General features: G+C 63.8%; 23 protein-coding genes and 1 tRNA gene. 11 read left to right on the top strand and 13 right to left on the bottom strand.

The genetic code is table 11. The annotated features are described in order from the left end of the window. Nucleotides 1-12 precede the first annotated feature (12 nt). The 7 genes from addA to regB form a co-directional block, all read right to left on the bottom strand. Nucleotides 13-3,390: a double-strand break repair helicase AddA gene (gene addA / locus DC363_RS03160; protein WP_108639687.1), complete on the bottom strand. Its 3,378-nt coding sequence runs from the start codon at nucleotides 3,388-3,390 to the stop codon at nucleotides 13-15. Further along, a complete protein-coding gene (addB, locus tag DC363_RS03155) occupies nucleotides 3,387-6,344 on the bottom strand; it encodes a double-strand break repair protein AddB (RefSeq protein WP_108639686.1) in 2,958 nt (985 codons plus the stop codon). The genes addA and addB overlap by 4 nt, the downstream gene beginning before the upstream one ends. Further along, nucleotides 6,337-7,020 carry a nucleotidyltransferase family protein gene (locus DC363_RS03150; protein ID WP_108639685.1) on the bottom strand — a complete coding sequence of 228 codons (684 nt, stop codon included), beginning with the start codon at nucleotides 7,018-7,020 and terminating at the stop codon, nucleotides 6,337-6,339. The genes addB and DC363_RS03150 overlap by 8 nt, the downstream gene beginning before the upstream one ends. Next, the gene (locus tag DC363_RS03145) at nucleotides 7,017-7,967 is read right to left on the bottom strand and encodes an aminoglycoside phosphotransferase family protein (RefSeq protein ID WP_108639684.1); all 951 of its coding nucleotides are present in this window, start codon (nucleotides 7,965-7,967) and stop codon (nucleotides 7,017-7,019) included. The genes DC363_RS03150 and DC363_RS03145 overlap by 4 nt, the downstream gene beginning before the upstream one ends. After that, a complete protein-coding gene (tsaE, locus tag DC363_RS03140; RefSeq protein ID WP_108639683.1) occupies nucleotides 7,954-8,424 on the bottom strand; it encodes a tRNA (adenosine(37)-N6)-threonylcarbamoyltransferase complex ATPase subunit type 1 TsaE in 471 nt (156 codons plus the stop codon). The genes DC363_RS03145 and tsaE overlap by 14 nt, the downstream gene beginning before the upstream one ends. 40 nt (nucleotides 8,425-8,464) lie before the next feature. Next, nucleotides 8,465-10,066 carry a PAS-domain containing protein gene (locus DC363_RS03135; RefSeq protein ID WP_108639682.1) on the bottom strand — a complete coding sequence of 534 codons (1,602 nt, stop codon included), beginning with the start codon at nucleotides 10,064-10,066 and terminating at the stop codon, nucleotides 8,465-8,467. 71 nt (nucleotides 10,067-10,137) lie between these two features. After that, nucleotides 10,138-11,517 carry a sensor histidine kinase RegB gene (gene regB, locus DC363_RS03130; protein ID WP_108639681.1) on the bottom strand — a complete coding sequence of 460 codons (1,380 nt, stop codon included), beginning with the start codon at nucleotides 11,515-11,517 and terminating at the stop codon, nucleotides 10,138-10,140. Between the two features lie 85 nt (nucleotides 11,518-11,602). Here regB and DC363_RS03125 point away from each other — a divergent pair, with 85 nt between their 5' ends. Further along, nucleotides 11,603-12,229: an SCO family protein gene (locus DC363_RS03125; protein WP_108639680.1), complete on the top strand. Its 627-nt coding sequence runs from the start codon at nucleotides 11,603-11,605 to the stop codon at nucleotides 12,227-12,229. 67 nt (nucleotides 12,230-12,296) lie between these two features. Next, nucleotides 12,297-12,842 carry an ActR/PrrA/RegA family redox response regulator transcription factor gene (locus DC363_RS03120; protein WP_108639679.1) on the top strand — a complete coding sequence of 182 codons (546 nt, stop codon included), beginning with the start codon at nucleotides 12,297-12,299 and terminating at the stop codon, nucleotides 12,840-12,842. Here DC363_RS03120 and DC363_RS03115 read toward each other — a convergent pair. Further along, entirely contained in the window at nucleotides 12,839-13,429 is a 591-nt protein-coding gene (locus DC363_RS03115) for an HD domain-containing protein (RefSeq protein ID WP_108639938.1), read from the bottom strand. The genes DC363_RS03120 and DC363_RS03115 overlap by 4 nt on opposite strands. A gap of 108 nt (nucleotides 13,430-13,537) precedes the next feature. On the opposite strand from DC363_RS03115, the gene ahcY reads away from it, so the two are divergent. Together ahcY and DC363_RS03105 are read left to right on the top strand one after the other, a co-directional pair. Then, the gene (gene ahcY, locus DC363_RS03110; RefSeq protein ID WP_108639678.1) at nucleotides 13,538-14,926 is read left to right on the top strand and encodes an adenosylhomocysteinase; all 1,389 of its coding nucleotides are present in this window, start codon (nucleotides 13,538-13,540) and stop codon (nucleotides 14,924-14,926) included. 93 nt (nucleotides 14,927-15,019) lie between these two features. Next, complete coding sequence (locus DC363_RS03105) at nucleotides 15,020-15,361, top strand: DUF2853 family protein (protein ID WP_108639677.1); 342 nt, start codon at nucleotides 15,020-15,022, stop codon at nucleotides 15,359-15,361. Between the two features lie 243 nt (nucleotides 15,362-15,604). Here DC363_RS03105 and DC363_RS03100 read toward each other — a convergent pair whose 3' ends face one another. Genes DC363_RS03100 through tsaD form a run of 4 tightly spaced genes read right to left on the bottom strand, consistent with a single transcriptional unit; the run spans nucleotide 15,605 to nucleotide 18,539 of the window. Then, nucleotides 15,605-15,997, bottom strand: coding sequence for a DUF1761 domain-containing protein (locus tag DC363_RS03100; protein WP_108639676.1), 393 nt, complete (start codon nucleotides 15,995-15,997; stop codon nucleotides 15,605-15,607). 57 nt (nucleotides 15,998-16,054) lie between these two features. After that, nucleotides 16,055-16,483 (bottom strand): EVE domain-containing protein, encoded by a 429-nt coding sequence (locus tag DC363_RS03095; RefSeq protein WP_108639675.1) that lies wholly within the window; start codon nucleotides 16,481-16,483, stop codon nucleotides 16,055-16,057. 2 nt (nucleotides 16,484-16,485) lie between these two features. After that, nucleotides 16,486-17,448, bottom strand: coding sequence for an NAD(P)H-dependent glycerol-3-phosphate dehydrogenase (locus DC363_RS03090; RefSeq protein WP_108639674.1), 963 nt, complete (start codon nucleotides 17,446-17,448; stop codon nucleotides 16,486-16,488). Next, nucleotides 17,445-18,539 carry a tRNA (adenosine(37)-N6)-threonylcarbamoyltransferase complex transferase subunit TsaD gene (tsaD, locus tag DC363_RS03085; protein ID WP_108639673.1) on the bottom strand — a complete coding sequence of 365 codons (1,095 nt, stop codon included), beginning with the start codon at nucleotides 18,537-18,539 and terminating at the stop codon, nucleotides 17,445-17,447. Before tsaD ends, DC363_RS03090 begins: the two co-directional genes overlap by 4 nt. 72 nt (nucleotides 18,540-18,611) lie before the next feature. On the opposite strand from tsaD, the gene DC363_RS03080 reads away from it, so the two are divergent. The 4 genes from DC363_RS03080 to DC363_RS03065 all read left to right on the top strand — a co-directional run bounded on the left by DC363_RS03080 (nucleotide 18,612) and on the right by DC363_RS03065 (nucleotide 22,491). Next, nucleotides 18,612-19,301 (top strand): uroporphyrinogen-III synthase, encoded by a 690-nt coding sequence (locus DC363_RS03080; protein ID WP_108639672.1) that lies wholly within the window; start codon nucleotides 18,612-18,614, stop codon nucleotides 19,299-19,301. A gap of 71 nt (nucleotides 19,302-19,372) precedes the next feature. Next, nucleotides 19,373-20,839 carry a hypothetical protein gene (locus DC363_RS03075; RefSeq protein ID WP_146180740.1) on the top strand — a complete coding sequence of 489 codons (1,467 nt, stop codon included), beginning with the start codon at nucleotides 19,373-19,375 and terminating at the stop codon, nucleotides 20,837-20,839. Between the two features lie 19 nt (nucleotides 20,840-20,858). Next, nucleotides 20,859-22,373 (top strand): heme biosynthesis protein HemY, encoded by a 1,515-nt coding sequence (locus tag DC363_RS03070; protein ID WP_108639670.1) that lies wholly within the window; start codon nucleotides 20,859-20,861, stop codon nucleotides 22,371-22,373. Between the two features lie 42 nt (nucleotides 22,374-22,415). Continuing rightward, nucleotides 22,416-22,491 (top strand) — tRNA-Thr (locus DC363_RS03065). Between the two features lie 26 nt (nucleotides 22,492-22,517). On the opposite strand, the gene idi is transcribed toward DC363_RS03065, so the two are convergent. Next, a complete protein-coding gene (gene idi / locus DC363_RS03060; RefSeq protein WP_108639669.1) occupies nucleotides 22,518-23,039 on the bottom strand; it encodes an isopentenyl-diphosphate Delta-isomerase in 522 nt (173 codons plus the stop codon). Between the two features lie 190 nt (nucleotides 23,040-23,229). Between idi and DC363_RS03055 the strand changes: the two genes are divergently transcribed. From DC363_RS03055 to DC363_RS03045, 3 genes are all read left to right on the top strand, one after another. Next, complete coding sequence (locus DC363_RS03055) at nucleotides 23,230-23,739, top strand: c-type cytochrome (protein ID WP_422396398.1); 510 nt, start codon at nucleotides 23,230-23,232, stop codon at nucleotides 23,737-23,739. A 142-nt stretch (nucleotides 23,740-23,881) separates the two neighbouring features. Then, entirely contained in the window at nucleotides 23,882-24,502 is a 621-nt protein-coding gene (locus DC363_RS03050; RefSeq protein ID WP_108639668.1) for a CDP-alcohol phosphatidyltransferase family protein, read from the top strand. Further along, complete coding sequence (locus tag DC363_RS03045; protein ID WP_108639667.1) at nucleotides 24,499-25,698, top strand: ABC transporter substrate-binding protein; 1,200 nt, start codon at nucleotides 24,499-24,501, stop codon at nucleotides 25,696-25,698. The genes DC363_RS03050 and DC363_RS03045 overlap by 4 nt, the downstream gene beginning before the upstream one ends. Nucleotides 25,699-25,711: the final 13 nt, after the last annotated feature.

The raw sequence follows: 25,711 nt of genomic DNA, 5'->3' as shown, positions 1-25,711 counted from the left end.
GGCCCCGTGCCGTCAAGGGAGGCTCACACCTGCGAGAGCGTGATCCAGCGCCGCATCGTCCAGCTCGCTCACCGTGCCGTTGCGCGTCCAGAGCAGCACCACACGTACCCGGCGATCCGGATAGATCACGCGCAGCGCATCACGATAGGCGGCCATCTGCCGGACCAGCCCGACCGGCGTTTTGTCCGGCGTGTCGGGCACGGAGCGGTTGGATTTGTAGTCCACGGCGATCACCTCATCCTCCGACACGATCAGACGGTCGATCAAGCCGTAAAGCCGGTCGCCGCCGAGGGACGCAAGGTTGGCCGAGATGGGAACTTCGGCCAGCCCTTGACTGAACACCCACGAGAGGTCGGGCGCTTCGATCAGGTCCAGCGCCTCTTGCACGAGCTCGGCGTGATCCGGGATCAGGCCCGCGTCCGGATGATTGCGGGTCAGTGACAGCCCCGTGTCGGCGCGATCATGCGCTGGCAGCGGCGGCAAAACCTCAAGCAGAAGGTGGATGATCCGCCCCCAGGCCAGGGCCGGCTCGGACTCCTCGGTGTGTGTCTCATCGGGGAGGATCTTGGCCCCCCCGAGATCAGACGGTGCGCGGGTGGGGCGCGGCGCCTCGAACGCGGGCAAGGTGTCTCCGAAGGTCGGCGTCGGGGGCTGCGGTGCGTCCACCTGCGAACGCTCTACTAGCGGCCCGGCGTCCCAGTCGTGGCGGCTGAACCGTTTGATCTGGCCGACGCTGTTGCTGTGCTCAACGGCGTCAAGGTGATCCATCGCGTTGCTGATGGTTCGGTGCCACGGGCTGTCATCCTTGCCCATATCGCCCGCGCCTGCGACGATCAGCCAGTTCTCGGCCCGCGTCATCGCCACATAGAGCAACCGCCGCCGTTCGCGATCCTGCGCGGTGAGCATCTCCTCTTTCACCTCGGCCAACAGGTTGGGCAGGTCGTCGGCGGCGGGTTTCCAGAACACCTGCCCGCCCGAGGTCATAAGCTCGGATTTCAGGTCGCGGCTGCGTTTCGCCGTGTCCGGCAGAATAACGATGGGCGCTTCAAGACCCTTCGAGCCATGCACCGTCATCACCCGGATGCGATCCCCGGCGGTGTCCATCTGCCGCTTCACAGTCACGTCCTCGGTCTGCAACCACGACAGGAACCCGGTCAGGCTGGGCACGGCGGATTGCTCGTAACCAAGCGCTTGCGACAGCAACGCATCGATCCCGTCCTCGGCCTCGTGCCCCAGCCGGGCGAGCAGGTTGTGCCGCCCGCCGTGCCGGATCAACAACCGGTTGATGAGGTCGTAGGGGCGCAGAAAATCCGCTTGGTTGCGCAGGTCATAGAGAATGGCCAGCGTGTCCTCATGCTGACCGGACCGGCGTAACGCCTCCCACAGGGTTTGTTTGCCCCGGCGCGGCTGGGCAAGGTCATAAAGCTGCTTTTCCGTCCATCCGAAGAGCGGCGATTTCAACGCAGCTGCGAGTGAAAGATCGTCGTCCTGCAGGGCCAGAAATTGCAGCACGGCCGAGATGTCCTTGACCGCTAATTCTCCGCCCAGCTTCAACTGGTCGGCCCCGGCGACGTCCAGTCCGGCGGCTTTGCAGACGGAAATGATATGCTGAAACACGCCAGTCGTCCGCCCCTGAACAAGGATCAAAATATCCCCCGGCGTGATCCGGCGGCGTGACCAGACGCCATCGGCCTGCCGCGTGTCGGGCAGGGTTTCCTCGGCCAGCATCCGCTTGATCTCGGTCGCGATGTTGTGCGCCAGAATGACATTGTGGTTTGTGCGCCCCTCAAGATCGACCGGATCGTCCCATTCGCGGCCTTCAGAGGATTTGTCCTTTTCGATCACCGGCCAAAGGTCGACCCGACCGGGCATGTCGGACTTGAAGGGCTTGTGGTGGATGTGATCGCCCAACCCCTCTTTCATCTCACCCACGAAGGTCTGATCCACCAGCGAAAGGATCGCCTCGGACGAGCGGAAGGAATACAGAAGTTCCTTGTCCTGTAGTTCCTTTTGCACCTTCTCCAGCTCACCGCTGAAATGGTCGCGCATCCGGTCGAAGCCTTCCGGGTCCGCGCCCTGAAAAGAATAGATCGACTGTTTCTTGTCGCCGACTACGAAGACGGTCCGTTCGCGATCGGGGTGCGCCCCCTCGCCGGTCGAGAACTCCTGCGTGAGGAGGCGCACGACCTCCCACTGCGCGGGCGAGGTGTCCTGCGCCTCATCCACCAGCACGTGATCGACCCCGCCATCAAGGCGGAACAAGACCCATTGCGCCACTGCGGGGTCTTGCAGCAGGGCCCGGGCCTTGTTGATCAGATCGTCGAAATCCAGCGCCGCGCGGTGCAGCTTTTTGGTTTCGTAACGCCGGATAAAGGGGGCAGCAAAGGCGAAGAGCGCGCGGGTCTTGTCGAGCGCCTTGAGGCGGCGCAGGTAATCGTAGGCCTCGGCCGTGCGGTCCATCCAGGCGTGCACGTCGTCGGTCAGGTGTTCCAGCCCAGCGACCGCCGCCTTGTGGTTCGATTGCGGCCAATTCCGCGATTTCGAGGTCTTGTCCGCATAAAGCAGCAGCGAAAAAACGCCCGTGAGCGTCTCCATATCCGGCGTCTTGAGGTTCAGCGACTGCAGGTTGGTCGCGAAGGTCGCGTAGGTTTTCGACAGCGCCTTGCAAGCGTCAGCAAGATCATCCGCAAGCCCGTCCTCTCCTCCGCAAAAGGCGATGTTCACCGCATCCTCGGGCGAGGCATCCGGTGGCAGGTCGAACCAATCGGAGAGTTCCGCCTGCGACGGCGGATTTGCGAAAGCCTCTTTGCGGCCGGAAATCTCGGACAGGATCTTGTAGAGGTCCCCGCCGCTGTAGTGCTGCGCCAACCCGGCGAGCGCCCCGGCGTGTTCGCCCAGCGCCATCTCGTCCAGAACCTCTTCGCGCAGAAGCTGTGCGGTGCGGTCCTCCATCTCACGGAACTGGGGGCTGACTTCGGCCTCAAGCGGGAAGCGCCGCAGCACGCCGGCGCAGAAGGAATGGATGGTCTGGATCTTCAACCCGCCGGGGGTTTCCAGTGCCGCCGCAAAAAGCGTCCGGGCATGGCGCAGGTCTTCGCCGCTCGTCGCCTGTTCCGCGCCCAGATCGCGCAACTGCTGGCGCAGGGCGCTGTCCGGCATCATCGCCCATTCGCCCAGCCGCTTGAACAGGCGGTTCTGCATCTCCGAGGCGGCGGCCTTGGTATAGGTCAGACACAACACGTTCTCGGGCCGCGTTCCATTGAGCAACAGCCGCGCCACACGGTCCGTCAGCACCCGCGTCTTGCCCGATCCCGCGTTCGCCGAAAGCCATGTCGAGCGCACCGGATCGGCGGCCTCGATCTGGCGAAGGGTTGCGTCGTCGTGGGTCATGACAGGTCCTCTATCACCGGATCGTCGGTCTCGCCCCATTCGCCATAGCGGGCCAGATGGTCATAATCGCCTTCGAACTTGATGGATTCATTGGCCCGACGCGATGTGTAGCCCTTGGCGGGGTCCATCCATTTGCGGATCAGCTCCTCGAAACGGCGCTCTGTCTCATGGGTCGGCTCTTCGTCAAGCGGTGCGGGCTGGTTGGCCAGTTTGCTGCCCAGCCCGATGTAAACCGCGTTCTGTGTGCGCAGCGCGCCGACATCCTTAAACCCGCCTTTCTCGACCATCACCGCCTCAAGCAACAGTTGCAGGTCGAACTGTTTTTGCTGCTTGGCGCTGGGCGGGGTGCCGGTCTTGTAGTCGTAGATCAGCGCCTCGCCCGCATCGGTCTTGTCGATGCGATCCGCCTTGGCGACAAGCTTGAAGTCCGTGCGGTTGAGCTTCATTTCGCCCCAGAGTTCAACACCAATGTTTGTGGTGTCCAACTGTCGCTCCTGCTCCTCTCGCAGGAAGTGGGGCAGGAACCGGGCGATGCGGGCGCGCCATTGCACGCGCACGGCGGGCCAGGGGCACCGGTCGGCCAGAACCTCGTCAGTGATTTGCAGCATCTGCCTCAGCGCGCCGGGATCATGCGGGTCGATCCGGCGCGTGATGAACTGCTCGAGCACCGCATGAACGATCACCCCCCGCAAGGGCGCATCAGCGGTTTTCGCCAGCGGGTCCAGCGCGTTCAGCTTCAGCACCTTCCGCCCGTAAATCGCATAGGGATCGCGGATCAGCGTGCCGATCTGCGTGACGGACAATTGCGTCGGCCGCGCGTCCGTGGGCGGAGCGGGTGAGGGGCGCGGGGCTGGGTCAATCTGATGATCAGGGGTCGCGATGCGTTCGGCCATGTCCAACCAGACCTGCCCGCGCGCCTTCATCGCCGTCAGACAGGCCGGTCCGTTCTGCGCGCCCAACCCGCCCAGCAGGTTCGTCAACCGGTTGATCCAGCGGCTTGGCACGGTTTCCGCCTCATCCGACCTCACGGCGCGGCTCAGCACCACCTCATCGGCGCAAACAGCCTGTTGGTAATCGTGCGCGCTCAGCCCGATGCGACGCTCGGGCAACAACAGTCCGGCCTGTTTGCGCAAGGGGCGGTTCAGCCAAGGATCGGGGGCCGGCGCTTCGGGCCAAGTGCCTTCGTTGAGGCCGCCAAGGATGACAAGGTCGGCGGATTGCACCCGCGCCTCAAGCGTGCCCCAGATCAGGACCTGCGGGTGCCCCGCGTCGCGGTCGCGCACCTCACCGGTGGCAAGGATGCTGCCGATCAGGTCGCGATACTCTCGCGGGGTCATCGCACCTCCGGCCTCGGCGTGGGTCTGCACGTCGCCCATCACGCGCAACGCCTCGCGTCCCGCGGCCTTGCGCCAAAGCTCACCGGTGTCGGTCCCTGCGGGGCCTGCGGCAAGGGACTGCGCCAGCTGCAAATGGTTCCTGACGAAGGTGTCGAGGGCCCGTTCAGACGGATCCTGCGCAGTCAGCAAGGTGCGCGAGATCCAGTCCGCCCAAGCAACACGCTCCGCGCGGCCTTCGGTACTCTCCTCAGCCCAGGCCATCATGCTCTCTCGGGTGGGATAGGGCGGCCCGTGGCGGCGCAGGTGCAGCTCGAGCGCGTTGGTGAGCAGGGTGTGCGGCCCGCGGTCTGACTGATCGGAATTGCACAGCGGATGTCGCAGGATCACCAGCAGACGTTCCGCGTCCACCGGCTCGCACAGCGCGTCGGCCACATGACGCAAGAACCGCCCCGGCGCGGTGAGTTGCAGCGGCAGACCGGCACTGTCGTCGGGCACAATACGCCACCGGTCCAGCGCTGCCGTCACCTGTCGGGTCAGCATCCGGTCGGGGGAAATCAGCGCGGCGGTCTGGCCCTCTTCCACGGCAAGGCGCAGGCGCAGGGCGATGGCATCGGCCTCGGCGCGCGGTGTCGGGGCCTCGATCATCGAAAGCCGCGCCGTGGCGGCCTCAAGATTGCCCAGCGCGGGCCCATCCGTGATCCATTGGTCCGTGACCGGTGCCGGGCGCATGGACAACGAAATCAGGGCCGTGCGTGCGGTTCCACGGGGCGCGTCCGAGGGCCAGGGCGGCAGGTCGGTCGGATCAAGGCCCAGCCCGTCGCAGATGATCTTGAACCGGTATTGCGGATGATCCTCAGCGCCGTAGGCCCCGTCCTCGGCGGGGGAAAGTCGGTCCCAAACCGCGCCGGGCATATCCATGTCCACGCCGGGCAGAATCACCGCCCCCTGCGGAAGTTGTGCCACGGCTTGCATGAATTTCAACGTGGTGCCCCGTGATCCGGTGGACCCTGCGACGATGATCGGATGTTGCGGGGGGCTGTCCGCCCACCGGGCGATCTGCGCTTCGACCACGCGCCGCTGACGCCCTTCGACGTCCGGTTGCGCATCCTCGGCGAAATAGCGCTGCACGAGATTGATGAACGCCAGTGCGCGTTCCCAATGCCCTGATTGATCGGTCAGGTTGAGACCGGCGATTGCATCGGGAGGAACGTCTTCGCCCTGCATCTCCCCCATCAGATCGACCAGCGAATCCGCCAGATCAAAGGCGGCCGTCTGCGCGGCGAGCGTGGGATCGACTTCCAGCAGCCCCTTCACCAGCTGCGCCACCTCAAGCCTGCGGCGCAGCGGCGCAACGGCGGGCGGAATGTCTTGCAAGGCTACGTCGGTGCCCAGATCGGTGACCAGCCTGATGCGTGGCAAAAGCAGCGCGTCGTCGCGATGGAACAGCTCGGTCAGGCGGCGCTGCATGCGGCGGGTATTGACGAAAACCTCGACCTGCGCGACCGCCTCGGGGGGCATGGCGCGAAACCGCGCACGCAACCCGTCGTAAAGGCTGGTGGAAAAATCCGCGCCCAGCGGGACGGCGAAGACGCGGGGGGTGGCGGATCTCTCAAACATCGGCGGTTCCGTTCAACATGGCTTCGGCGAGTGGGATGCTGTCCGGCCGCCCCACATCGCACCAGCGCCCCCCGTAAGCGGTGCCATACATGGTGCCACGTTCCAGCATGCCTGACCAAAGCCTCCACATGGAAAACACGTCTTCAGGGACAGCGGCGAGACGGTTGGTGCGGATGATCTGCAGGCCCGAATAGACATACTCCGAGCCCCGGTGCAGCCGTCCGGTTGCGTTGATGTCGAAATCGCCGCCGCCCCCGTGACCGACAGCGGCCTCGCGCGGGATCATCAGAAGCAGCGCTTCCATCTCGGGCCGCCAAGTGGTGCGCAAAGCCTCCACCGGGTTCGGGCCGTGCCAGACGGCATCGGTGTTCAGGGTGAAGACCGGGGCGGGCCCCAGCAGCGGAAGCGCATGCTTCAGCCCGCCGCCGGTCTCCCGCAAAAGGTCGCTCTCGTCGGAAACTTGCGTCTCTGTTCCAGCCAAATGCGCCTTGATCTGGCCCGCAAGGTAGTGACAGTTGACCACTGTCTTTAGCCCGTCGCAGAGCGCCAAAGCATGATCCAGCAACGGCCGGCCGGCGACTTGGACCAGCGGTTTCGGCCGCGTATCGGTCAGTGGCGCCATGCGGGTGCCAAGCCCTGCGGCGAAGAGAAGGACAGCGTTCGGTGTGTGGGTCATGCCGCCCCTATATTCAACCCAAACGCGTGGTCAACCAGCGGCGCCAATGGCGCAAGATACGGTGTGCGCAGGTCAGTCGCCAGATGGGCGCGAACACGAGGCACAAGCGCAAGATAGCCCGGTTTAGCGTCGCGCCGGGCCAGTCGGTTAAAGATGCCAAGGATTCGCAGGTTGCGCTGCACCGCCATGATGTGGAACGCCGCCGTATGATCGGGGCCCAGCCGGGCCAGTAACGGCGCGACGAGCGAGGGGTCGACGTCGCGGCGGGCATCCCGCAGGAGCGAGGCGAGGTCGTAGGCGGGATGCGTGACGAAGGCGTCCTGAAAATCCAGCAGGCCAATGCGCAGCCCTCCGGCTTGCTCTGGCCGCCAGATCAGGTTTTCGGCGTGGAAATCCCGAAGCGACAGGGTCGCCGGGGCGGGGCTGACCGATTGCAAGAGCCGGGTGAGGATCGCGGTGATGTCTTGTCGCAGGCTTGCGCTGTCGTCTTGCGCGGCCCAGTCGAACGCGAGGTCGATCATCGCGCCGCCGACCTGCGGTGTCATCACGTCAAGACCCGAAGGGGGCGGGGCCGCGCCAATTGCCTTGAGCACATCCACCCCGGCTTCATAAAGCGGCCGTTCGTCTTGCGGTGTGTGGCGCAGATGGCGCGCGAAATCGGTGGGGCCGAGGTCTTCGAGAACCATCACGCCCAGTGTGTCATCGAAGGCCAGAACCTCTGGCGCCGCGAGTCCCAGCCCGCGCAGGTGGTCCGCCATTTGCGCGAAACGATTTTGGCTGCCGCAAAGATCAGGAGGCGCGTCCATCAGGATCACGGTCCCGCCGGTGGGATCGGTCAGCCGCAGATATCGCCGGGCCGAGGCATCGCCGGTGATCGGGCTGTGCTGCCACGCGGCCCAAGGGCTGCCGGCCAGCCAGTCCTGCACAAGAGCCTCACGCGCCGACATGCAGCGTGTCCAGTTTTTCGTGCCAAGTGTCGTTAAAGGTCAGGGTGGCAACGTGGCTGTCCCGGGCCACCTCAAGCCGGATGTCGAGGGCGTCTTGCGGGATCAGGTCCGCCAACAGATCGGGCCATTCCACAAGGCAGATCGCGGTTTCGAAGGCATCGAGCAGGCCAAGCTCCACAGCCTCTTGTGGGTCGCCAAGACGGTAGAGGTCCGCATGCCAGATTTCCACCGGCCCCGCGTCGTAGGTCTGCACCAGCGTGAACGTCGGAGAGGGGACCTCGACCTCGGCCCCGAGTCGCGCCCGGATGAATGCTCGGGCAAGCGCGGATTTCCCCGCGCCGATCTGGCCCCGCAACAAGATGACATCGCCCTTGATGGCCAGCCGTGCGAGGGTGCGGCCAAGTTGAGCGGTTTCCTCTTCCGAAGGAAGGTCGAGTTTTAGGGTGCGGCGGGTCATGGCGCAACACTATGCCGCCTGCGCGGCGCTGCAAGGGCAATCAGCCCTGGGCCATCTCGCGCATGTCAGGTGCCAGAGGTTCGACCCGCCCGCCCGTGCGGGATTCGCCCGCGACAGGAAGGAAAGTGATCTGGTGATTGCCCTCGGGCAAAGGCGCGTAGTGGCAAGTGACTTCAACCTGATTATCGAGCCATATCTGCCCGCTCCACCGTCCGTTGCTGCCGCCCTGCGTCAGCGTTTTCTTCAGCTTCATCCAGACCGGCGAAGGCGCGGAAAGCGCCTGCCAAGTGGCGAGCTCATCGAGAAAATCCTGATCGGCGAAAGAGCCGTCGTGTTGGGCGCCCCAAAGCTGCCGATAGGCTTCGTTGGCAAGGATCAGCGCGCCAGAGGCCGAAAAGACGGCGATCGAGCCGGGCACATTGTCGATGACCGCCCGCGTCGTGTCGATCTGAGAGCGGAATTTCCGCGTGAGCGAGACATCGTCGCTGATATCCTCGATCAACATCGCAATGGCCCCGTTGGGGTGCGGCTTTCCGGTCACGCGGAAGGTCTGCCCGTTGGGCAGGGTCCATGTCTCATGATAGCTGCCGGCGGCGGCGGCGGTTTCCAGTGCGACCACCTCATCGCGCCACGTGTTGTAGTTCTTCGGTTCGGGAATCATCTGCAGATTGCGCAGGCGGTCCAGAACCGCGAACAGCGTGGGGCGGCCGATGAGGAAGTCGGCGGGCAGGGTGGTCAGATCCACCAGCGCGGGGTTGAACAGGACAAGCCTTCGATCCTCATCGAAAATCGCCAGTCCGACCGAAAGGTGCGCGAAGGTCTTGGTCAGGGTCTGCACGAAGGTCCGCTGGGCATCGCGCGCGGCGACCACTGGGGTGGCGTCGATCGCGAAGTAGATCGTGTCCGTGCCGCGCCGCAGGCTTGTCACCTCATACCAGATTGGAGCCTCCGCTCCGGGCAGGTCGACGCGGTGCATATCGATCAGCGGCGCGGTGCCTTGGGGGGGCGGCGCCTCTTGAAAGACGTCATGGGGGGGCCAGGGCCGGATTTCGTCCGCGCCCACGGGATTGAGCGTTTCCGACATCTCGATATAGGCGCGGTTGGCCCAGATCAACACGCCTTCGGCGTCGCGTTTCCAGATCAGCTGCGGCGAATCCTCTCCGATGCAGCGCAGAGTGTTGAGCTCATGTTCCATCGCCGACGCGGTAAGCGCATCGAGCGTTTTGTCGGGCGGGTCGTCGTCCTGCACGAGTGTGATCCGCGCCAGCCCGTTCCAGAACTCCGCCTCGATCCAGCCGGTGCCGCCATCCTCGGGCAGGATGGTCTTTTTCCCGACGCTGGCCAGATCGGCGCATTGCGACCGCAGATGCGGGAAGCGCGCGGAGAGGAGCGTGACGAGATTTTCCCAATCGGTCCGTTGCTTGTCGGCTTGCGTCATCAGGCCCTTTGCCCGAGGCGTCAGATCCACGAGTTCCTGATCGTCGAACAGAAAGGCGATGGACTCTTCGGCTTCGTGCATCAACGTGCGCGAGATGATGGCCGAGCTGCTGTTCGCGCGGATCCAGTAGATCAGGAGAACAACGGCCACGGCGATGCCCAGAAACAGCGCCGCGACCGTGCCTATCACACCGTATTGTTGCATCTCGCCCTCCGACTCAGCCGCCGTCAGGGTGTGCCAAATTGGTTAATTCGCCGTTAAGGCATCCATTTTCTTCACGTAATCAGCGTGTTGTCCCCCAAGGCACCCGTGGCATCCAGTGAGCCTTCGATGCTTGCGCGGGGCCATTCGACCGTGACAATCGCCCCGCTGCGCAGACCGGACTGCTGCTTTTCAGACCCGTTGAGGAAGGTCAGCACCGCCCCGGATCGCTCAAGAAGCGTTTTGGCGATGAACAGGCCAAGGCCCATGCCTTCATAGCCCGGGCGGCGTTTGGTGCCGCTGTCGGACCACCTGCGCCGCACGAAAGGGTCACCGATCCGGCCGATCACTGAGGCGGGGAACCCGGGCCCGTCGTCGTTGATCCGCACGGTGATCGTCTCTTCCGTCCAGGTGATCTCGACCCGGACCTCGGAGGCCGCGAAATCGACGGCGTTCTGCACCAGATTGCGCAGGCCGTGGATGATCTCGGACCGACGCAGGATATGGGGCTGACGCGCCTCCGTGCCCACGGGCGGACTGAGCGTGATGCTGACGGTTTTGCCGCGATCCATATGGGGTTCGCTGGCTTCACGCACGACGGTTTCAAGCGGGGCCTGCCGCAGCAACTGATCCTCTTTGCCCGCCCGCCCCATGGAGCGCAGGATATCGCGGCAGCGGTCGGCCTGTTCGTTGATCAAGCGGGCATCCTCTTGCAGGTCGGCGTTGCCGTCCAACTCGTCCATCAACTCGCGGCTGACCAGTTTGATCGTGGCGAGCGGGGTGCCAAGCTCGTGCGCGGCCGCCGCCACCACGCCGCCAAGGTCGGTCAGTTTCTGTTCCCGGGCCAGCGCCATCTGCGTTGCGGCCAGTGCTTCCCCCATCGAAAGCGTTTCCTGCGTGACCTGCCGCGCGTAAACGCCAACGAAGACCACGCCGATGATCAGCGCGACCCAGAAGCCGAAGACGAACAGCTCCGGCAGGGTCAGCGGCGCCCCGTCGGCGGTCAGGATCGGCAGGCTGTCAAAGCGCAACAGGGTGATGATGGCCAGCGTGACGCCGCCCAGAACAAGCGTGCTGCGCAACGGCAGAATGGTCGAGGCCACCGTGACCGGCGCAAGGATCAAAAGCGCGAAAGGATTGCTCAGCCCCCCGGCGAGATACAGCAGCGCCCCCAGTTGCAGCAGATCGAAGCCGATCATCAGGTCGGCTTCGCCCTCGGACAAGCGCCGGGTTTCGGGATAGAGAAACATCGACACCACGTTGACCAGGATCGGCAGGCCAATGACGACGGTGATCAAGCCAACCTCAAGGGTCAGATGATAGACGTAGCGGGCCACCAGAACCGCGACGATCTGCCCCGCGATGGCGAACCAGCGCAGCCAGACCAGCGTGCGCAGCCTGACCCAATTGCTGCGTTCGCGGCTTTGAAATACGTCCAGTTCGACCTGCGCCATAGTGACCCGTTCAAATTTTCCGACTTTACCCCTGCGATCTTGCGCATAATTAGGGGCCAACTGCGACCATATTCCGGGGGATCCCATGTCGAAACCTTTTGCAATCGCGGCCGGGGTTGCCGTTCTCGTCATGCTGGGCGGCACCTATGCCGTGACCCAGATGCGCGCCAGCGATGACGCTTTCGCCGTTTGTCGCGCCAGCCAGACCGGGGGCGGCGCCATCGGGGGGCCGTTCGAACTGGTGGACGACACCGGCGCCACGGTCACGGACAAGGACGTGATCACCGGCCCGACGCTCATTTATTTCGGCTATACCTTCTGCCCCGACGTCTGCCCCCTCGACGTCATGCGCAACGCGCAGGCCGTGTCGATCCTTGAGGAAGAGGGCATCGACGTCACGCCGGTGTTCATCTCAATCGACCCCGAGCGCGACACGGTTGAGGCGGTGCGCGACTATACCGACAACTTCCACGAGCGGATGATCGGCCTGACCGGCACCCCCGAACAGGTCCGCGCCGCCTCGCAAGCCTATCGCACCTATTACGCGAAACAGGACGCCGAGGACGAATTCTATCTCATGGATCATTCGACCATGTCCTATCTGATGTTCCCCGAGCACGGGTTTCAGGAATTCTACCGCCGGGACGTAACGCCGGAGAAAATGGCCGAAAGTCTGGCCTGCTTCGTAGAGGCTTATGAGGACGCCAGCTGAGGGATCAGGTTTGACCGGACCCGCCGCGGGCGATACCGATAGAAGGCGCACGCGAGAGGAACAGCAGATGCAATTGAACCCGATTGGCGAAGACAACACGCTTTTGCTTGTGGACGACGACGAGCCGTTCCTGAGGCGGTTGGCCAAGGCCATGGAAAAACGCGGCTTCTCGGTCGAGACCGCCGACAGTGTCGCCGCAGGCATAGCCATCGCGACAGCGCGGCCCCCCGCCTATGCGGTGGTGGATCTGCGGCTGGCCGACGGCACGGGCTTGGACGTGGTCGAAACCCTGCGCGAGCGGCGGCCCGAAAGCCGGATCGTCGTGCTTACCGGTTATGGCGCGATTGCCACGGCGGTGGCGGCGGTGAAGATCGGGGCCACGGACTACCTGTCAAAGCCCGCCGATGCGCAGGACGTGATGAATGCGCTGCTGACCGACAGTGACGAGCTGCCCCCGCCGCCGGAAAATCCGATGTCGGCGGATCGGGTGCGGTGGGAGCATATCCAGCGGGTCTATGAGTTGTGCGACCGCAACGTGTCCGAGACCGCGCGCCGGCTGAACATGCACCGTCGGACCCTACAGCGGATCCTTGCCAAGCGCAGCCCGCGTTAAAGCTCGGCCATCAGTTCGGCGTGGCGCTTGGTGAAGTCCTGCCGCACCTCGACCGGCGGGCGCAGGCGCAACGTGATCCCGTCGATCACGGCCGGATTGGGCGCACCGAACAGCTTGTTCGCCTCGGTCCGGGTGAACCCCGCGATTTGCACCGCCTCCAGCCATGCGCTGATCTTGTCGGCCTTTTTGATCTGCTTTTTCACCACCACAGGCACCTGCGTGGGCAGGCCGAAGCGGATGTGAATCGCCGCAAGAAGCCGGTCGTCTAATGTGCGATAGCCCGGCCCGACCGCATTCTTGACCGGAGAGATCATGTCGCCGATCACATATTCCGGCCCGTCATGCAAAAGCGCTGCAAGATGCCATTTCACCGGCGCTTTCGGTTGGATCACTCGGAAAATCTGCTCGACCAACAGCGAATGTTCCGCCACGGAATAAGGGTAATCCCCCTTCGTCTGGCCGTTCCAGCGCGCGACGAAGGCCAGCCCGTGGGCGATGTCCTCGATCTCGATATCCATCGGCGTGGGGTCGAGCAGATCAAGCCTGCGCCCGGACAGCATCCGTTGCCATGCGCGTGGTTGTTTCATCAAAAGCACCCCTCAAAACCCCGGACAGCTATGGCCCCTCCTGCTGGATTGTCGAGGCCCCGCAGCCCTGCTATTGCGCAGGCAGCAAAATTCCGAAAGGGGCGCCCCATGGCCAAGGATTACATCGTCAAAGACATCGCACTTGCTCCGTTCGGGCGCAAGGAGCTCGATATCGCGGAAACCGAGATGCCCGGGCTGATGGCCTGTCGCGCGGAGTATGGCGAGAGCAAGCCGCTTACCGGGGCGCGGATCGTCGGATCGCTGCACATGACAGTGCAAACGGCGGTGCTGATCGAGACGCTCACCGCGCTTGGGGCGGACGTGCGCTGGGCCTCGTGCAACATCTTCTCCACGCAGGACCACGCGGCAGCGGCCATCGCCGAGTCCGGCGTGCCCGTCTTTGCGATCAAGGGGCAAAGCCTGGAAGAGCATTGGGACTATCTCGACCGGTCCTTCATGTTCCCCGAGGGCGCGAACATGATCCTTGACGACGGCGGCGATGCGACGCTCTACATCCTGCTGGGCGCGCGGATGGAAGCGGGCGAAGACGTGCTGTCGGTCCCCACCTCGGAAGAGGAAGAGGTGATCAAGGCGCAAATCCAGAAACGCATGAAGGAAAGCCCCGGCTGGTTCGCCAAGACCAAGGCCGCCATCCTTGGCGTCTCGGAAGAGACGACGACCGGCGTGCACCGCCTTTATGACCTGCACAAGAACGGCCAGCTTCCGTTCCCGGCGATCAACGTCAACGACAGCGTGACCAAGTCGAAGTTCGACAACAAATACGGCTGCAAGGAAAGCCTTGTCGACGGGATTCGCCGCGCAACAGACACGATGATGGCGGGCAAGGTCGCGGTGGTTATGGGCTACGGCGACGTGGGCAAAGGCTCTGCCGCCTCGCTGCGTGGCGCTGGTGCCCGCGTGATCGTGACTGAGGTTGACCCGATCTGCGCCCTGCAGGCCGCGATGGACGGGTTTCAGGTGACGACAATCGACGAGGTCGTCGAAACGGCTGATATTTTCGTCACCACCACGGGCAACCGTGACGTGATCCGCATCGAGCATATGCGCCGGATGAAAGATATGGCCATCGTCGGCAACATTGGCCACTTCGACAACGAAATTCAGGTCGCCGCGTTGAAGAACCACAAGTGGACGAACATCAAGGAACAGGTGGACATGATCGAGATGCCGAACGGCAATCGGTTGATCCTGCTGTCCGAAGGGCGCTTGCTGAACCTCGGCAACGCGACTGGGCACCCCTCCTTTGTGATGTCGGCCTCTTTCACCAATCAGGTTCTGGCGCAGATCGAACTGTTCACCAAACACGCGGACTATCAGCCCGGCGTCTATATCCTGCCCAAGCATCTGGACGAGAAGGTCGCGCGTCTGCATCTGGACCGCATCGGCGTGAAGCTGTCGAAGCTCAACCCCGAGCAGGCGGCCTATATCGGCGTGTCGCCCGACGGCCCCTTCAAACCCGAGCACTACCGCTACTGACGCAAGCGGGCCTTTTTCCTTGCCTGCGTGGGATCAGTCGCTAACCTTGCGTCAGCGCCGTGAAAACGGCCCATTCGAATACGGGAGACGATAATGAGCAAGCGTGACGAACTGATCGGGAAATACGCGGACGACCTGCGCCAGAAATGCGGGATGGAGCCCGACATGGACCTTCTGCGCAAGGTGACGATCGGCTGCGGTCCGTCAATCTACAACGCGGATTCCGCGACGGTGGCAAGTTCGCAGCCCGGTGAGCTCGAGACGGTAAAGAACAATTTTCTGATCAAGAAACTTGGCTTGTCTGATGGTCCTGAGCTGATGGAAGCGATCGACTCCGTGGTTGAGACTTATGGCCGCTCAGAGCGCGACAAGTATCGCGCGGTCGTCTATTACATGCTGACCAAGCATTTCGGCAAAGAGTCCGTTTACGGCTGATTTGCCTTATAATTTGCCCGACCAGACGCCCGCGCACCCCGCGGGCGTCTCGCATTTGACGCGAATTGTCCGGGCAATTCCTTTGCTTTCGTGGCCCGCGCCGGTTTAAGACACACAGGCGGCCAGGATGGCCCGGTTCCAGTTTCAGATACACGTGTGGTGGCTTTGCGGAGTGCACGTGGGTGAGAGAGGGTCCGGGCGGGGTGCCTGGACCCTTTTATTTTTTTCTGCCCTGCGTCGTCTCTAGAACAGCGTCAACACCGCCCCGATCACCGCACATCCGAAGGTCGCATAGCCCCCGTCAATCAGCGTGAGTTTAAAGGGCCGTCCGGTGTAGCCGTTGTTGATCATGATCCACGGCGAGATGAAGAATAGACCGATCCCCAGTCCCGAAATCAGACCCTTGCCCACGGTATCGATGCCCGACAGGGCAAAGGAATGCCGCATCATGCCCGCCACGATCAGCATCGCCACGGCGGCCATGATGTAGGGCAGCGCGGTGTCCCCCTCGGGCCGTCCGTTCGCGTCTGTCTTTATGTTCGCCGCCGCCATCCACGGCTTGGCCAGCGCCATATACCAGACCGCCCCGAAGGCGAACCCGGTGATTGCCGCAACGACCACTGCTATAAACCCCATGTGCTGTCCCCTTATTTGCTGTGACGGAACCAGAATGCGCGCTACGGGCGCAAACACCTAGGGTTTTGTGTCGCCAAGCGCGCAGACGATGCGCCATTCCTCGTCCGAGACCGGTTGCACCGACAGGCGTGAGTTCTTCACCAGAACCATCTCGTCCAACCGCCCGTCCGCCTTGATCTGGTCCAGAGTGACCGGCGTCGTGAACGGTCGGACGGCTTTCACGTCGACACAGTCCCACCGATCGTCGTCGGTGGTGGAATCCGGGTGGGCCGCGGCGCAGACTTCGACGATGCCGACTACGGCTTTCTCTTTCTGCGAGTGATAAAAGAACCCCCGGTCGCCCACCTGCATCTCACGCATGAAATTGCGGGCCTGATAGTTGCGCACGCCGTCCCATTCCTCTCCGGCGTCGCCCTTGGCAACTTGGTCGTCCCAGCTCCAGGTTGAGGGTTCGGATTTGAACAGCCAATATCGCGCGGGTGCCATGTCTATTCCTTTCGCAAGGGGCGGGACAGCAGGGCGGTCATCGCAGCTTCTGCATCCATGCGCCCCGCCGAAAGATCCGATACGACGCGACAAATCGGCAGGTCAAGATCGTGCTTTTCCGCAAGTTTCGTCAAGGAAACAGCGGTCGCTGCCCCTTCGACGGTGGTGTTCGGGTCGAAAGCCTCTCCTGCGCCGATGGAGAGCCCGAAGCGGTAATTCCGCGACCCGTCCGAGGTGCAAGTCAGCGCCAGATCACCGAAGCCCGACAAGCCGGTGAGCGTCTCGGGCTCCGCGCCGAGCGTGGCCCCGATCCGTCGCATTTCGGCAAAGCCACGGGTCATGACCGCCGCGCGGGCGCTTTCGCCGAAGCCCGCGCCAATGCTGACCCCGCAGGCGATGGCAATGACGTTCTTCAACGCGCCGCCCAGCTCCGCACCGATGACATCACCGCTGAGATAGAGCCGCAATGTCGGCGTCGACAGCGCCTCTTGCAACACGGCACCGGCATCGGGCGACGCGCAGGCAAGGGTCAGCGCCGTGGGCAGGTTCTGGGCAATGTCGGCTGCGAAACTCGGCCCCGTCAGCATGGCTGGCACCGCGTCGGGCACGGCGCTCTCGATCAGCGCAACGGGACCGCGCAAGGTGGTCTGGTCGATGCCCTTGCAACAGGCCACAAGGTGCTTGCCGCGCAGCTTCGTTGCGTGGTGCTCCAGCCATGGTCCCAGCTTTTGTGCCGGAATAGAGAGCAGAAGGGTATCGGCCTCGAACAGTTGCGACAGATCCCCCGTGGCGGTGATCGTATCGGGGAAGCGGTGCCCCGCAAGCCGGCGCGTATTCTCTCGCCGCGTTTGCATGTCGTTGGCCGCGTCCGCATCCCGCGCCCAAAGCGTCACCGGCCCCTTCGCCGCAAGGCTGATTGCAAGGGCGGTTCCGAAGGCCCCGGCGCCGGCAACCGCGACCTTCATGCTTTCGCCCCTTTCTTGCCGCTGCCAAGCATGGCGGGGCTGGATTGATCCAGCGGCCATCGCGGGCGGGCAGACAGGGTCAGATCGTCGGTCATGCCCGCAGTAAAGCGGAGCAGGCCGGCATAGGCAATCATCGCAGCGTTGTCGGTGCACAATTTCAGTGGCGGCGCGAGGAAATCCGTCTCTAACTCGGCGCAAAGACCTGAAAGCGCCGTCCGGATCTGCGTGTTCGCGGCAACGCCGCCCGCCACTGCGAAGGTCGAAAGATCCGGGGCAAGCGCCCGCGCCGCCTTGAGCGCACGCCGGGATTTCGCTGTCAGCACATCGCAAATCGCGCCTTGGAAGCTGGCGCAAAGATCGGAGCGGATCGCTTCCGGCAGACCGCCATGCTCGGCCATCACCGCATCCCGTGCGCGCAGCACCGCGGTTTTCAGGCCGGAGAAAGACATGTTGCAATCGTCGCGGTTCATTAGCGGCCGCGGCAAGGGGAAGGCCGTGGGATCACCCTGCGCTGCGGCAGCCTCGACCGCTGGGCCGCCGGGCTGCGGCAGTCCGAGAATGCGCGCAGTCTTGTCGAACGCCTCGCCCGGGGCGTCGTCGATGGTGCCCCCAAGCCGGGTATAGGTCTCGGCGTCGTGGACCAGCAGAAACTGGCAATGCCCGCCGGAGACAAGAAGCATGAGATAGGGAAAGGCGATGCCATCGGTCAGCTGCGGGGTAAGGGCGTGCCCCGCAAGGTGGTTTACCCCGATCAGGGGCAGGCCCGTCGCAGCCGACAGCCCCTTCGCACACATCACACCCGACAGCACGCCACCGATCAGCCCCGGCCCCGCTGTAACGGCGATCGCATCGATGTCCCGCAAAGCCACATCGGACGAAATCAGAGCCTGTTGCACTGCAACATCGACTTTTTCCGCGTGGGCACGTGCGGCAATTTCCGGCACGACGCCACCGAACGCCGCATGGGCCGTGGTCTGGTCGTAAACGATGTTCGTCAGCACCTCGGCGGACCCTGCCACGCCGCGCACGACTGCGGCGGCCGTGTCGTCGCAACTGCTTTCGATACCAAGAATGGTGAGGGGGGCGGACATGGCGGGACCTGCTTGCGTCTAAGGTTCCCGCAGGTAACATTTGCGGGCAGTTCCTTCAATGGTCAGGTCGCCGTGTCCCGTTTTGAAAACCCTATCGTCCTGGCCACCCGGCCGCGCGCCTTCTCCGAAGCGTTTCTGATCGCTTTGCAGGGCGAAGCCGGTGCGTTCCGTGGCCTCATCGCGCCCGCGTTCGAATGCGCGTCAACCGGTGCGCCGATCCCGCCGTTCGACGTTGCCATTTTCACCTCACGCGCGGGCGTCGCCATGGCGCCTGAGGGGGCGGGGCGGCAAGCCTTCTGCGTCGGCGATGCCACTGCGCAGGCCGCCGAGGCGCGGGGGTATCGCGCCATCAGCGCATCGGGCAGCGCCGTCGACCTGATTCCGCTGATTCTGGATCAGGCTCCGAACGGACGTCTGTTGCACGTGCGGGGTGAGACTGCGGCCGCCGAAGCAGCAAGAATCCTGACGGAGGCCGGATTGCCCGCATTCGAGGTCATAGCCTACCGCAAAGAACCATGTGCACCAGACGCCGCGGCGCTTGTCGCCCTGCAAGACGAAGAGGCCCTCATCCTGCCGCTGTTCTCTGCTGAAACAGTCTCGATCCTCGCCGAATGGCCCTGCTCGTTCCAGCGGTGCCACGCGGTCGCGATCAGTGAAACAGTGGCGGACGCTGCCGCGCAGCTGTCGCCGGCAGGGATCGCCGTGTCCGACAGCATGACGCAAGAGGGAACCATCCGCGCCGTCGCTCGTTTGATTGCTTGAGGGTCCACAGGCGCCACGATAGGATGCAGGCATTAACAGGGCTCCGAAAAAAATTTGAGTAGGTGAGGCGCGTGGCGAAGTCTTCGAGACCAAAGACAAAGAAATCCAAGATCGATCCAGACGTTACGGACGCTGTTGAGGTTTCCGAGACGCAGACGCCCGACGTGGACGGGGCCGATACTCCAGAACCGGTGAAGGATCCGGCCGATGCGCCATCCGGCAAGGACGACCGTAATCCGGTGACACGCGACAGCTCGCAGAACAGCGCGGGTGATACGCTGGCCGAAGCGGGTGAAACACCTTCCGAAGATGAGAAATCGGCGGACGAAACGGAGCCCTCACAGTTTGATGATGAGACCGTTTCGGACAGTGAACCGGCTCCGACATCGCCCTTCGCCCCCGTTGGCAGCAGTCCCGACAGCACGGATGACGCGCAGGATGAAGACCTTGGCGCCGAAACTGACACGCCCGAATCCGACCGCCCTCAACCATCGGATCGCCCCCGTTCAACCGACGCCGCCGTTCCCGCGCCCGTGAGACCGCCTGCACAGCCGCGAAAATCGTCCGGCTTCTTTCCGATGTTGTTGGGCGGCGTGATCGCCGGCGGGATCGGATATGCCGTGGGCAGTTACTATCCCCTGACTGGCAATACCGACGCAGACGCCCTGCGGCAGGAAGTTGCCGCCCAAAGCGACCGGATTGCCGCGCTCGACGATCGCATCGGCAATCTGCCTCCGCCGGACCTTTCCGATCTTGAGGGTCGGTTGACCGAACTGGCCGACCAGACCGCCGCGCAGGTAACCGAGGTGCAAGAGCAACTGTCGCAGCAGACTACGACCTTTGAAGACCGTCTGACCGCTTTGGAAAAACAGCCCAACGCCGACGGCACCCTGTCCGACGCAGCGCTCGAGGCCTATCAGCGTGAGCTGGAAGATCTGCGCGCCGAGATGGAGGCCCAGCAGGAGACCGTTCTGACCGCCGCCGCGCAGGCCGAAGCGGATCTTGCCGCCGCCCGCGCCGAGGCGGAAGCGCTGGAGCAGGAAGCGGTCGCCGCGGCCGAGGCTGCAGCCGCACGCGCGGCGCTGAACCGGATCGCCGCCGCGGTCGAGACCGGCGCGCCCTTCGAGGATGCCTTGAACGATCTGAAAGAGGCAGATGTTGCGCCGGTGCTTTCCGATGCGGCCCCAAGCGGTGTGGCCACTCAGGCTGAATTGATTGCCGCCTTCCCGCAAGCCGCCCGTGATGCGCTGGCCACTGCCCGCGCCGAGGGGCAATCGGACGACGCCGCCGGTCTTGGTGGCTTCCTGCGCAGCCAGTTCGACGTCCGCTCGACCGCGCCCCGCGACGGCACCGGTCCTGATGCAGTGCTGTCTCGCGCCGAAGCGGCTGTAAAAGAAGGCCGGATCGACGATGCACTGGCCGAGCTTGAGGCCCTGCCCGAGGTTGCACGCGCCGAAATGACCGACTGGACCGCCCGCGCCACCGAACGGGCCGACGTTCTCGACGCCATCGCCGCCCTGTCTGAAACCTACAACTGAACCCGAAGGCTGTCCCCTGATGCTATGGTCCCTGATTAAGATTTTGGCGTTCGTCGCCTTCGTGATGCTCGCCACATACAGCGCGACGCTGCTCTTGGACATGCAGGGCAGTGCGACGATCGACATCGGCGGCGTCGCCGCGTCCTTCTCGGTCATCGAGATGGTGATCGGCCTGATCGTTCTGGTGGCGCTCGTCTGGTTGGCCTTCAAACTGATCGGGCTTCTGATCGCGACCTTCCGCTTTCTGAACGGCGATGAAACCGCCATCTCGCGCTATCTGTCGCGCAACCGCGAGCGCAAAGGATATGAGGCGCTGTCAGAGGGGATGATGGCGCTTGCCTCGGGCGAAGGGCGGCTGGCCATGGCCAAGGCGAACCGCGCCGAGAAGTACCTGCACCGGCCCGAGTTGACCAACCTTCTGACCGCGCAGGCGGCGGAACTGGCCGGGGACCGTGAGACCGCCGAGCAGACCTATCGCAAGCTGCTTGAGGACGAGAAGACGCGCTTCGTCGGCGTGCGCGGGCTGATGAAGCAGAAGCTGGAACAGGGCGACACCGAGACTGCGATGATCCTTGCCAAGAAGGCTTTCGCGATCAAGCCCAAGCACGTTGAGACGCAGGACACGCTGCTGCGACTGCAAGCCGAGCAAGCGGACTGGAAGGGCGCGCGTGAGACCCTGACGACCAAGCTCAAGACCGGGCAACTGCCCCGCAACGTCCACCGCCGCCGCGATGCGATCCTTGCCCTGTGCGAGGCCAAGGACATTTTCGAGACGGGGCACACCCTGCAAGCCCATGAAGCCGCCATCGAAGCCAACCGCATGTCGCCGGATCTCGTCCCCGCGGCGCTCATGGCGGCGCAGGCCTACGTTGAAAAGGGCAACAAGCGCGCGGCGACGCGGGTCGTGAAAAAAGCGTGGGAGGTTCAGCCCCATCCCGATCTTGCCGCCGCCTTCGCCGCGATCGAGCCGGACGAAACACCACAGGCGCGGTTGAAGCGGTTCTCGACCCTCACGCGCCTGCACCCGGATGACGCAGAAACCAAAATGCTGCTGGCCGAACTCCACATCGCGGCCGAGGATTTCCCCGAAGCCCGCCGCACGATCAGCGACCTTGTGGCCAACCACCCGAATGCGCGCAACATGACGATCATGGCCGCCATCGAACGGGGCGAAGGCTCCGCGGATGCGGTGGTGCGCGGCTGGCTGGCAAAGGCCCTGACCGCACCGCGCGGCCCGCAATGGATCTGCGACAATTGCCAGCACATCCATGCGACGTGGGAGCCGGTCTGCAGCAACTGCCACAGCTTCGATACCCTGTCCTGGCGCGAGCCGCCCGAGAGTGATGCGGCAATGCCGACGGGCACCGAAATGCTGCCCCTGATCGTTGGACAGATCGAACCGCCCACGCCTGCGCCGGTTGCCTCACCCTCCTCGGGTGTTGAACCCGCACCGCCTGCGGCGACCGATGGCGTCACCGACGCGGAAGTCGTCGAGGACGGTGAAGCAGAAACCGTGGTCGAGCGCCGCAATTAAAGCTTTCCCAAGCCGAAATCCGGTGCTAAACCCCGCGCCGAGGCCGCTGTAGCTCATCTGGTAGAGCACATCATTCGTAATGATGGGGTAGGGGGTTCGAGTCCCTCCAGCGGCACCATTTTCTGCCATCCGCTCGCAGCGCCGTCAGGTGCCGTCAAGCACCGCCGCCAGGTGGTCCGCCAGATAGATGCGCAACCATGGCGTATAAAGATCAGACGTGCGCGCAACCTCATCCGCCAGTTCGTGTATATCAACCCAACGGGTGGCCATAACCTCCTCGGGGTTTGGCGACATCATCAGCGTTTCCGCGTCAACCTGCGCCGTGAACAGGTCGACGACCTCATGTTCCACCAGCCCGCCACCTACGTCCGCGCGATATTCGAGTTGATCGCGATAAGTCACCGGCACCCCGGCGATCCCCAATTCGTCAGACAGCCGCCGGATCGCGCAGGTCTGCGGCGTCTCGCCCCAGTGGGGATGGGTGCAGCAGGTGTTCGCCCATAGGCCCGGCGTGTGGTACTTGTTCAAAGCCCGTTGCTGGATCAGCACTCGCGTTCCGTCCATCACAAAGATCGACACCGCCTTGTGCCGCAGGCCCCGCTGGTGGACCTCAAGCTTATCGACGGGGGTCAAGGTGCCGTCCACCCATGCGGGAATTTGCGTCATGGCGTGATCCTGAAGCTCCTTCGTTCCCCGCCCTCATAAAGTGCGGGCGCGCACAAGTGAACCTCGGGCGACCGGCCCCCGCGCCGACTTTTACGGCGTCGCAGCTTTGGTGCTGGACGTTGCAGCCGGACACGCTATCTCTAGGGCGAGAAAGCAGTGCCGAAACGTAAACGTTCAGGAGAGTTACATGATCAGATCAATGACAATCGCAGCGGCCGCGTTATTGGCCGCCCCCGTTCTTGCCGACGGCCATGCGCCGACCGGAGATGCCGAAGCCGGCGAAGAGCAGTTCGGTCGCCAGTGCGTCGCCTGCCACGTTGTCCGCGATGACGACGGCGAAGTGCTGGCCGGGCGCAACGCGCGGACCGGGCCGAACCTTCATGGTCTGGCCGGACGCCAAATCGCCTCGCTCGAGGATTTCCGCTACAGTGACGCGCTCATCGAGCTGGGCGAAGAAGACCGAGTCTGGACCGAAGAGGCATTCGTCGCCTACGTTCAGGACCCCACCGGCTGGCTTCGTGAAGAGCTCGACAACAACCGCGCGCGCGGCAAGATGGCCTACCGCGTCCGCAGCGAAGAAGACGCGCTGGACCTGTATGCCTTCCTCGCGACCTTCGACCCGGTCGAAATGGAAGACGGCGACGATATGGATGACATGGACGACGGCGATGAGGCCGAGTCGGAGACCGAAACCGATTGATCCATGGCAAACCGATAGGAAGGCCGCGCTTTTGCGCGGCCTTTTTCGTTCGACGCCTCGCGCGGCTGTCACATTCGCGTAAGCCAGATTGCGCGAAGGGACATCATCGGTCAGTAATTATCCATCCAGAACGAGAGGTCCGATGCTCGACGCTGCCGCCCGAAAGTTGATCGACCCACCCCTGAACGCCATGGGCGTAGCGCTCGCAGCGCGCGGGCTTTCAGCGGATGCGGTGACCTTGATCGGGCTGGTGTTGGGCTTGACGTCCGCGCTCTTCATCGCTTTCGGGTTTCCCGCGTGGGCCTTGCTGCCGCTTCTGGCCTCTCGCCTCGCCGACGGGCTGGACGGCGCCATCGCGCGGGCGACGCGGCCCTCAGACTTCGGCGGCTACCTCGATATCACTAGCGATTTTCTGTTCTACGGCGCCGTCCCGTTCGCTTTTGTCCTTCTGGACCCTGCACAAAACGCGGTTGCCGGAGCGTTTCTGCTGACCAGCTTCTATTTCAACGGCACCAGCTTTCTGGGTTACGCGATTCTGGCCGAGAAACGCGGGATTGCGACATCGGCACAGGGCGCCAAGTCCCTCTACTATTCCAACGGACTGCTGGAAGGCACGGAAACCATTGTGTTTTTCGTGCTTTTGTGCTTGTTGCCGGCGATGTTCCCCCTTCTCGCCTTCATCTTCGGCACGCTCTGTTTTGCCACGGCCACGCTTCGGATCCTCGCGGCCCGAACCATCTTTGCTTCAAAGGACTCCCCATGAAATATCTCGCCCTGCTCGCGGCGCTCGCGCTGCCCGGTCCCGCCCTCGCCAACCCTGATCCCGCCGACTGGGACGCTGTGTTGACTGAGGCCGACGGGCAGACGGTGTTCTGGAACGCCTGGGGCGGCTCAACCACGACGAACGACTTCATCGCATGGGTCGGAGAGCGCGTCGCCCAAGACTATGGCGTCACGCTGGAGCACGTGAAGCTGACGGACACCGCCGACGCAGTGACCCGTGTGCTGAGTGAACGGCAGGCGGGCGAGAACGAAGACGGCGCGATTGACCTGATCTGGATCAACGGCGCGAATTTCGCTGCCATGAAAGAAGCGGACCTGCTGTTCGGCCCGTTCGCCGAGCACTTGCCGAATTGGGCCTTGGTCGACACGGACGGCAAGACTGTCCAGACCGACTTCACCGTTCCGGTCGAAGGCTATGAAGCGCCGTGGGCGATGGCGCAGGTGGTCTTTATGTATGACACCGCCGACGTGCCCGAGTCGCTCACCTCCATGCCAGCCCTTCTGGACTGGGCGCGCGCGAACCCCGGTCGCTTCACCTATCCGCAACCGCCGGACTTCCTCGGGGCGACGTTCCTCAAACAGGCTTTGGTTGACCTTCTGGAAGACCCGAGTGTCTTGCAGGACCCGGTGTCGGAAGAGACCTATTCCGGCGTGACCGGCCCGCTCTGGGCCTTCCTCGACGAATTGACGCCGCTTTTGTGGCGCGAAGGGCGCGCCTATCCGGCGTCCGGCCCGGCGCAGTTGCAACTGATGGCCGATGACGAGATCGATTTGGCGATTTCGTTCAGCCCCGGAGAAGCCACGGCGGCCATTGCGAATTTTCAGCTTCCCGAAACGGTGCGCACGTTCGTGCTTGAGAAGGGGACGATTGGCAATGCGTCATTCGTGGCGATCCCCTACAACTCCGGCTCCAAGGCGGGGGCGATGGTCGTTGCCAACTTCCTGATGTCGCCGGAAGCGCAGGCGCGGGCGCAAGACCCCGAGGTTCTGGGCTACGGCACCGTGCTGGATATGGACGCGCTCACCGCGGAAGACCGCGCCACCTTCGATGCGCTTGACCTCGGCGTGGCCACCTTGTCGCCCGAAGACCTCGGCGCGGTTCAGGCCGAACCGCACCCAAGCTGGATGACGCGGATCACCAACGATTGGGTCGATCGTTACGGCAGCGGGCCGTAACCGCGCCTTGCGG

The sequence above is a fragment of the Thalassorhabdomicrobium marinisediminis genome (assembly GCF_003072065.1).
Lineage (GTDB): Bacteria > Pseudomonadota > Alphaproteobacteria > Rhodobacterales > Rhodobacteraceae > Octadecabacter > Octadecabacter marinisediminis.
This window is presented reverse-complemented; position numbering and strand designations above follow the sequence as displayed.

Bases quoted from the DNA above. Each gene is read 5' to 3' on its own strand.
- ahcY (WP_108639678.1), top strand. From the start codon at position 13,538: ATGGCCAAGGATTACATCGTCAAAGACATCGCACTTGCTCCGTTCGGG.
- tsaD (WP_108639673.1), bottom strand. From the start codon at position 18,539: ATGTCCGCCCCCCTCACCATTCTTGGTATCGAAAGCAGTTGCGACGAC.
- addA (WP_108639687.1), bottom strand. From the start codon at position 3,390: ATGACCCACGACGACGCAACCCTTCGCCAGATCGAGGCCGCCGATCCG.
- DC363_RS03095 (WP_108639675.1), bottom strand. From the start codon at position 16,483: ATGGCACCCGCGCGATATTGGCTGTTCAAATCCGAACCCTCAACCTGG.
- DC363_RS03150 (WP_108639685.1), bottom strand. From the start codon at position 7,020: ATGACCCACACACCGAACGCTGTCCTTCTCTTCGCCGCAGGGCTTGGC.
- DC363_RS03045 (WP_108639667.1), top strand. From the start codon at position 24,499: ATGAAATATCTCGCCCTGCTCGCGGCGCTCGCGCTGCCCGGTCCCGCC.
- DC363_RS03070 (WP_108639670.1), top strand. From the start codon at position 20,859: ATGCTATGGTCCCTGATTAAGATTTTGGCGTTCGTCGCCTTCGTGATG.
- DC363_RS03125 (WP_108639680.1), top strand. From the start codon at position 11,603: ATGTCGAAACCTTTTGCAATCGCGGCCGGGGTTGCCGTTCTCGTCATG.
- DC363_RS03100 (WP_108639676.1), bottom strand. From the start codon at position 15,997: ATGGGGTTTATAGCAGTGGTCGTTGCGGCAATCACCGGGTTCGCCTTC.
- idi (WP_108639669.1), bottom strand. From the start codon at position 23,039: ATGACGCAAATTCCCGCATGGGTGGACGGCACCTTGACCCCCGTCGAT.
- DC363_RS03115 (WP_108639938.1), bottom strand. From the start codon at position 13,429: ATGAAACAACCACGCGCATGGCAACGGATGCTGTCCGGGCGCAGGCTT.
- regB (WP_108639681.1), bottom strand. From the start codon at position 11,517: ATGGCGCAGGTCGAACTGGACGTATTTCAAAGCCGCGAACGCAGCAAT.
- DC363_RS03145 (WP_108639684.1), bottom strand. From the start codon at position 7,967: ATGTCGGCGCGTGAGGCTCTTGTGCAGGACTGGCTGGCCGGCAGCCCT.
- DC363_RS03135 (WP_108639682.1), bottom strand. From the start codon at position 10,066: ATGCAACAATACGGTGTGATAGGCACGGTCGCGGCGCTGTTTCTGGGC.
- DC363_RS03090 (WP_108639674.1), bottom strand. From the start codon at position 17,448: ATGAAGGTCGCGGTTGCCGGCGCCGGGGCCTTCGGAACCGCCCTTGCA.
- DC363_RS03050 (WP_108639668.1), top strand. From the start codon at position 23,882: ATGCTCGACGCTGCCGCCCGAAAGTTGATCGACCCACCCCTGAACGCC.
- DC363_RS03105 (WP_108639677.1), top strand. From the start codon at position 15,020: ATGAGCAAGCGTGACGAACTGATCGGGAAATACGCGGACGACCTGCGC.
- tsaE (WP_108639683.1), bottom strand. From the start codon at position 8,424: ATGACCCGCCGCACCCTAAAACTCGACCTTCCTTCGGAAGAGGAAACC.
- DC363_RS03120 (WP_108639679.1), top strand. From the start codon at position 12,297: ATGCAATTGAACCCGATTGGCGAAGACAACACGCTTTTGCTTGTGGAC.
- addB (WP_108639686.1), bottom strand. From the start codon at position 6,344: ATGTTTGAGAGATCCGCCACCCCCCGCGTCTTCGCCGTCCCGCTGGGC.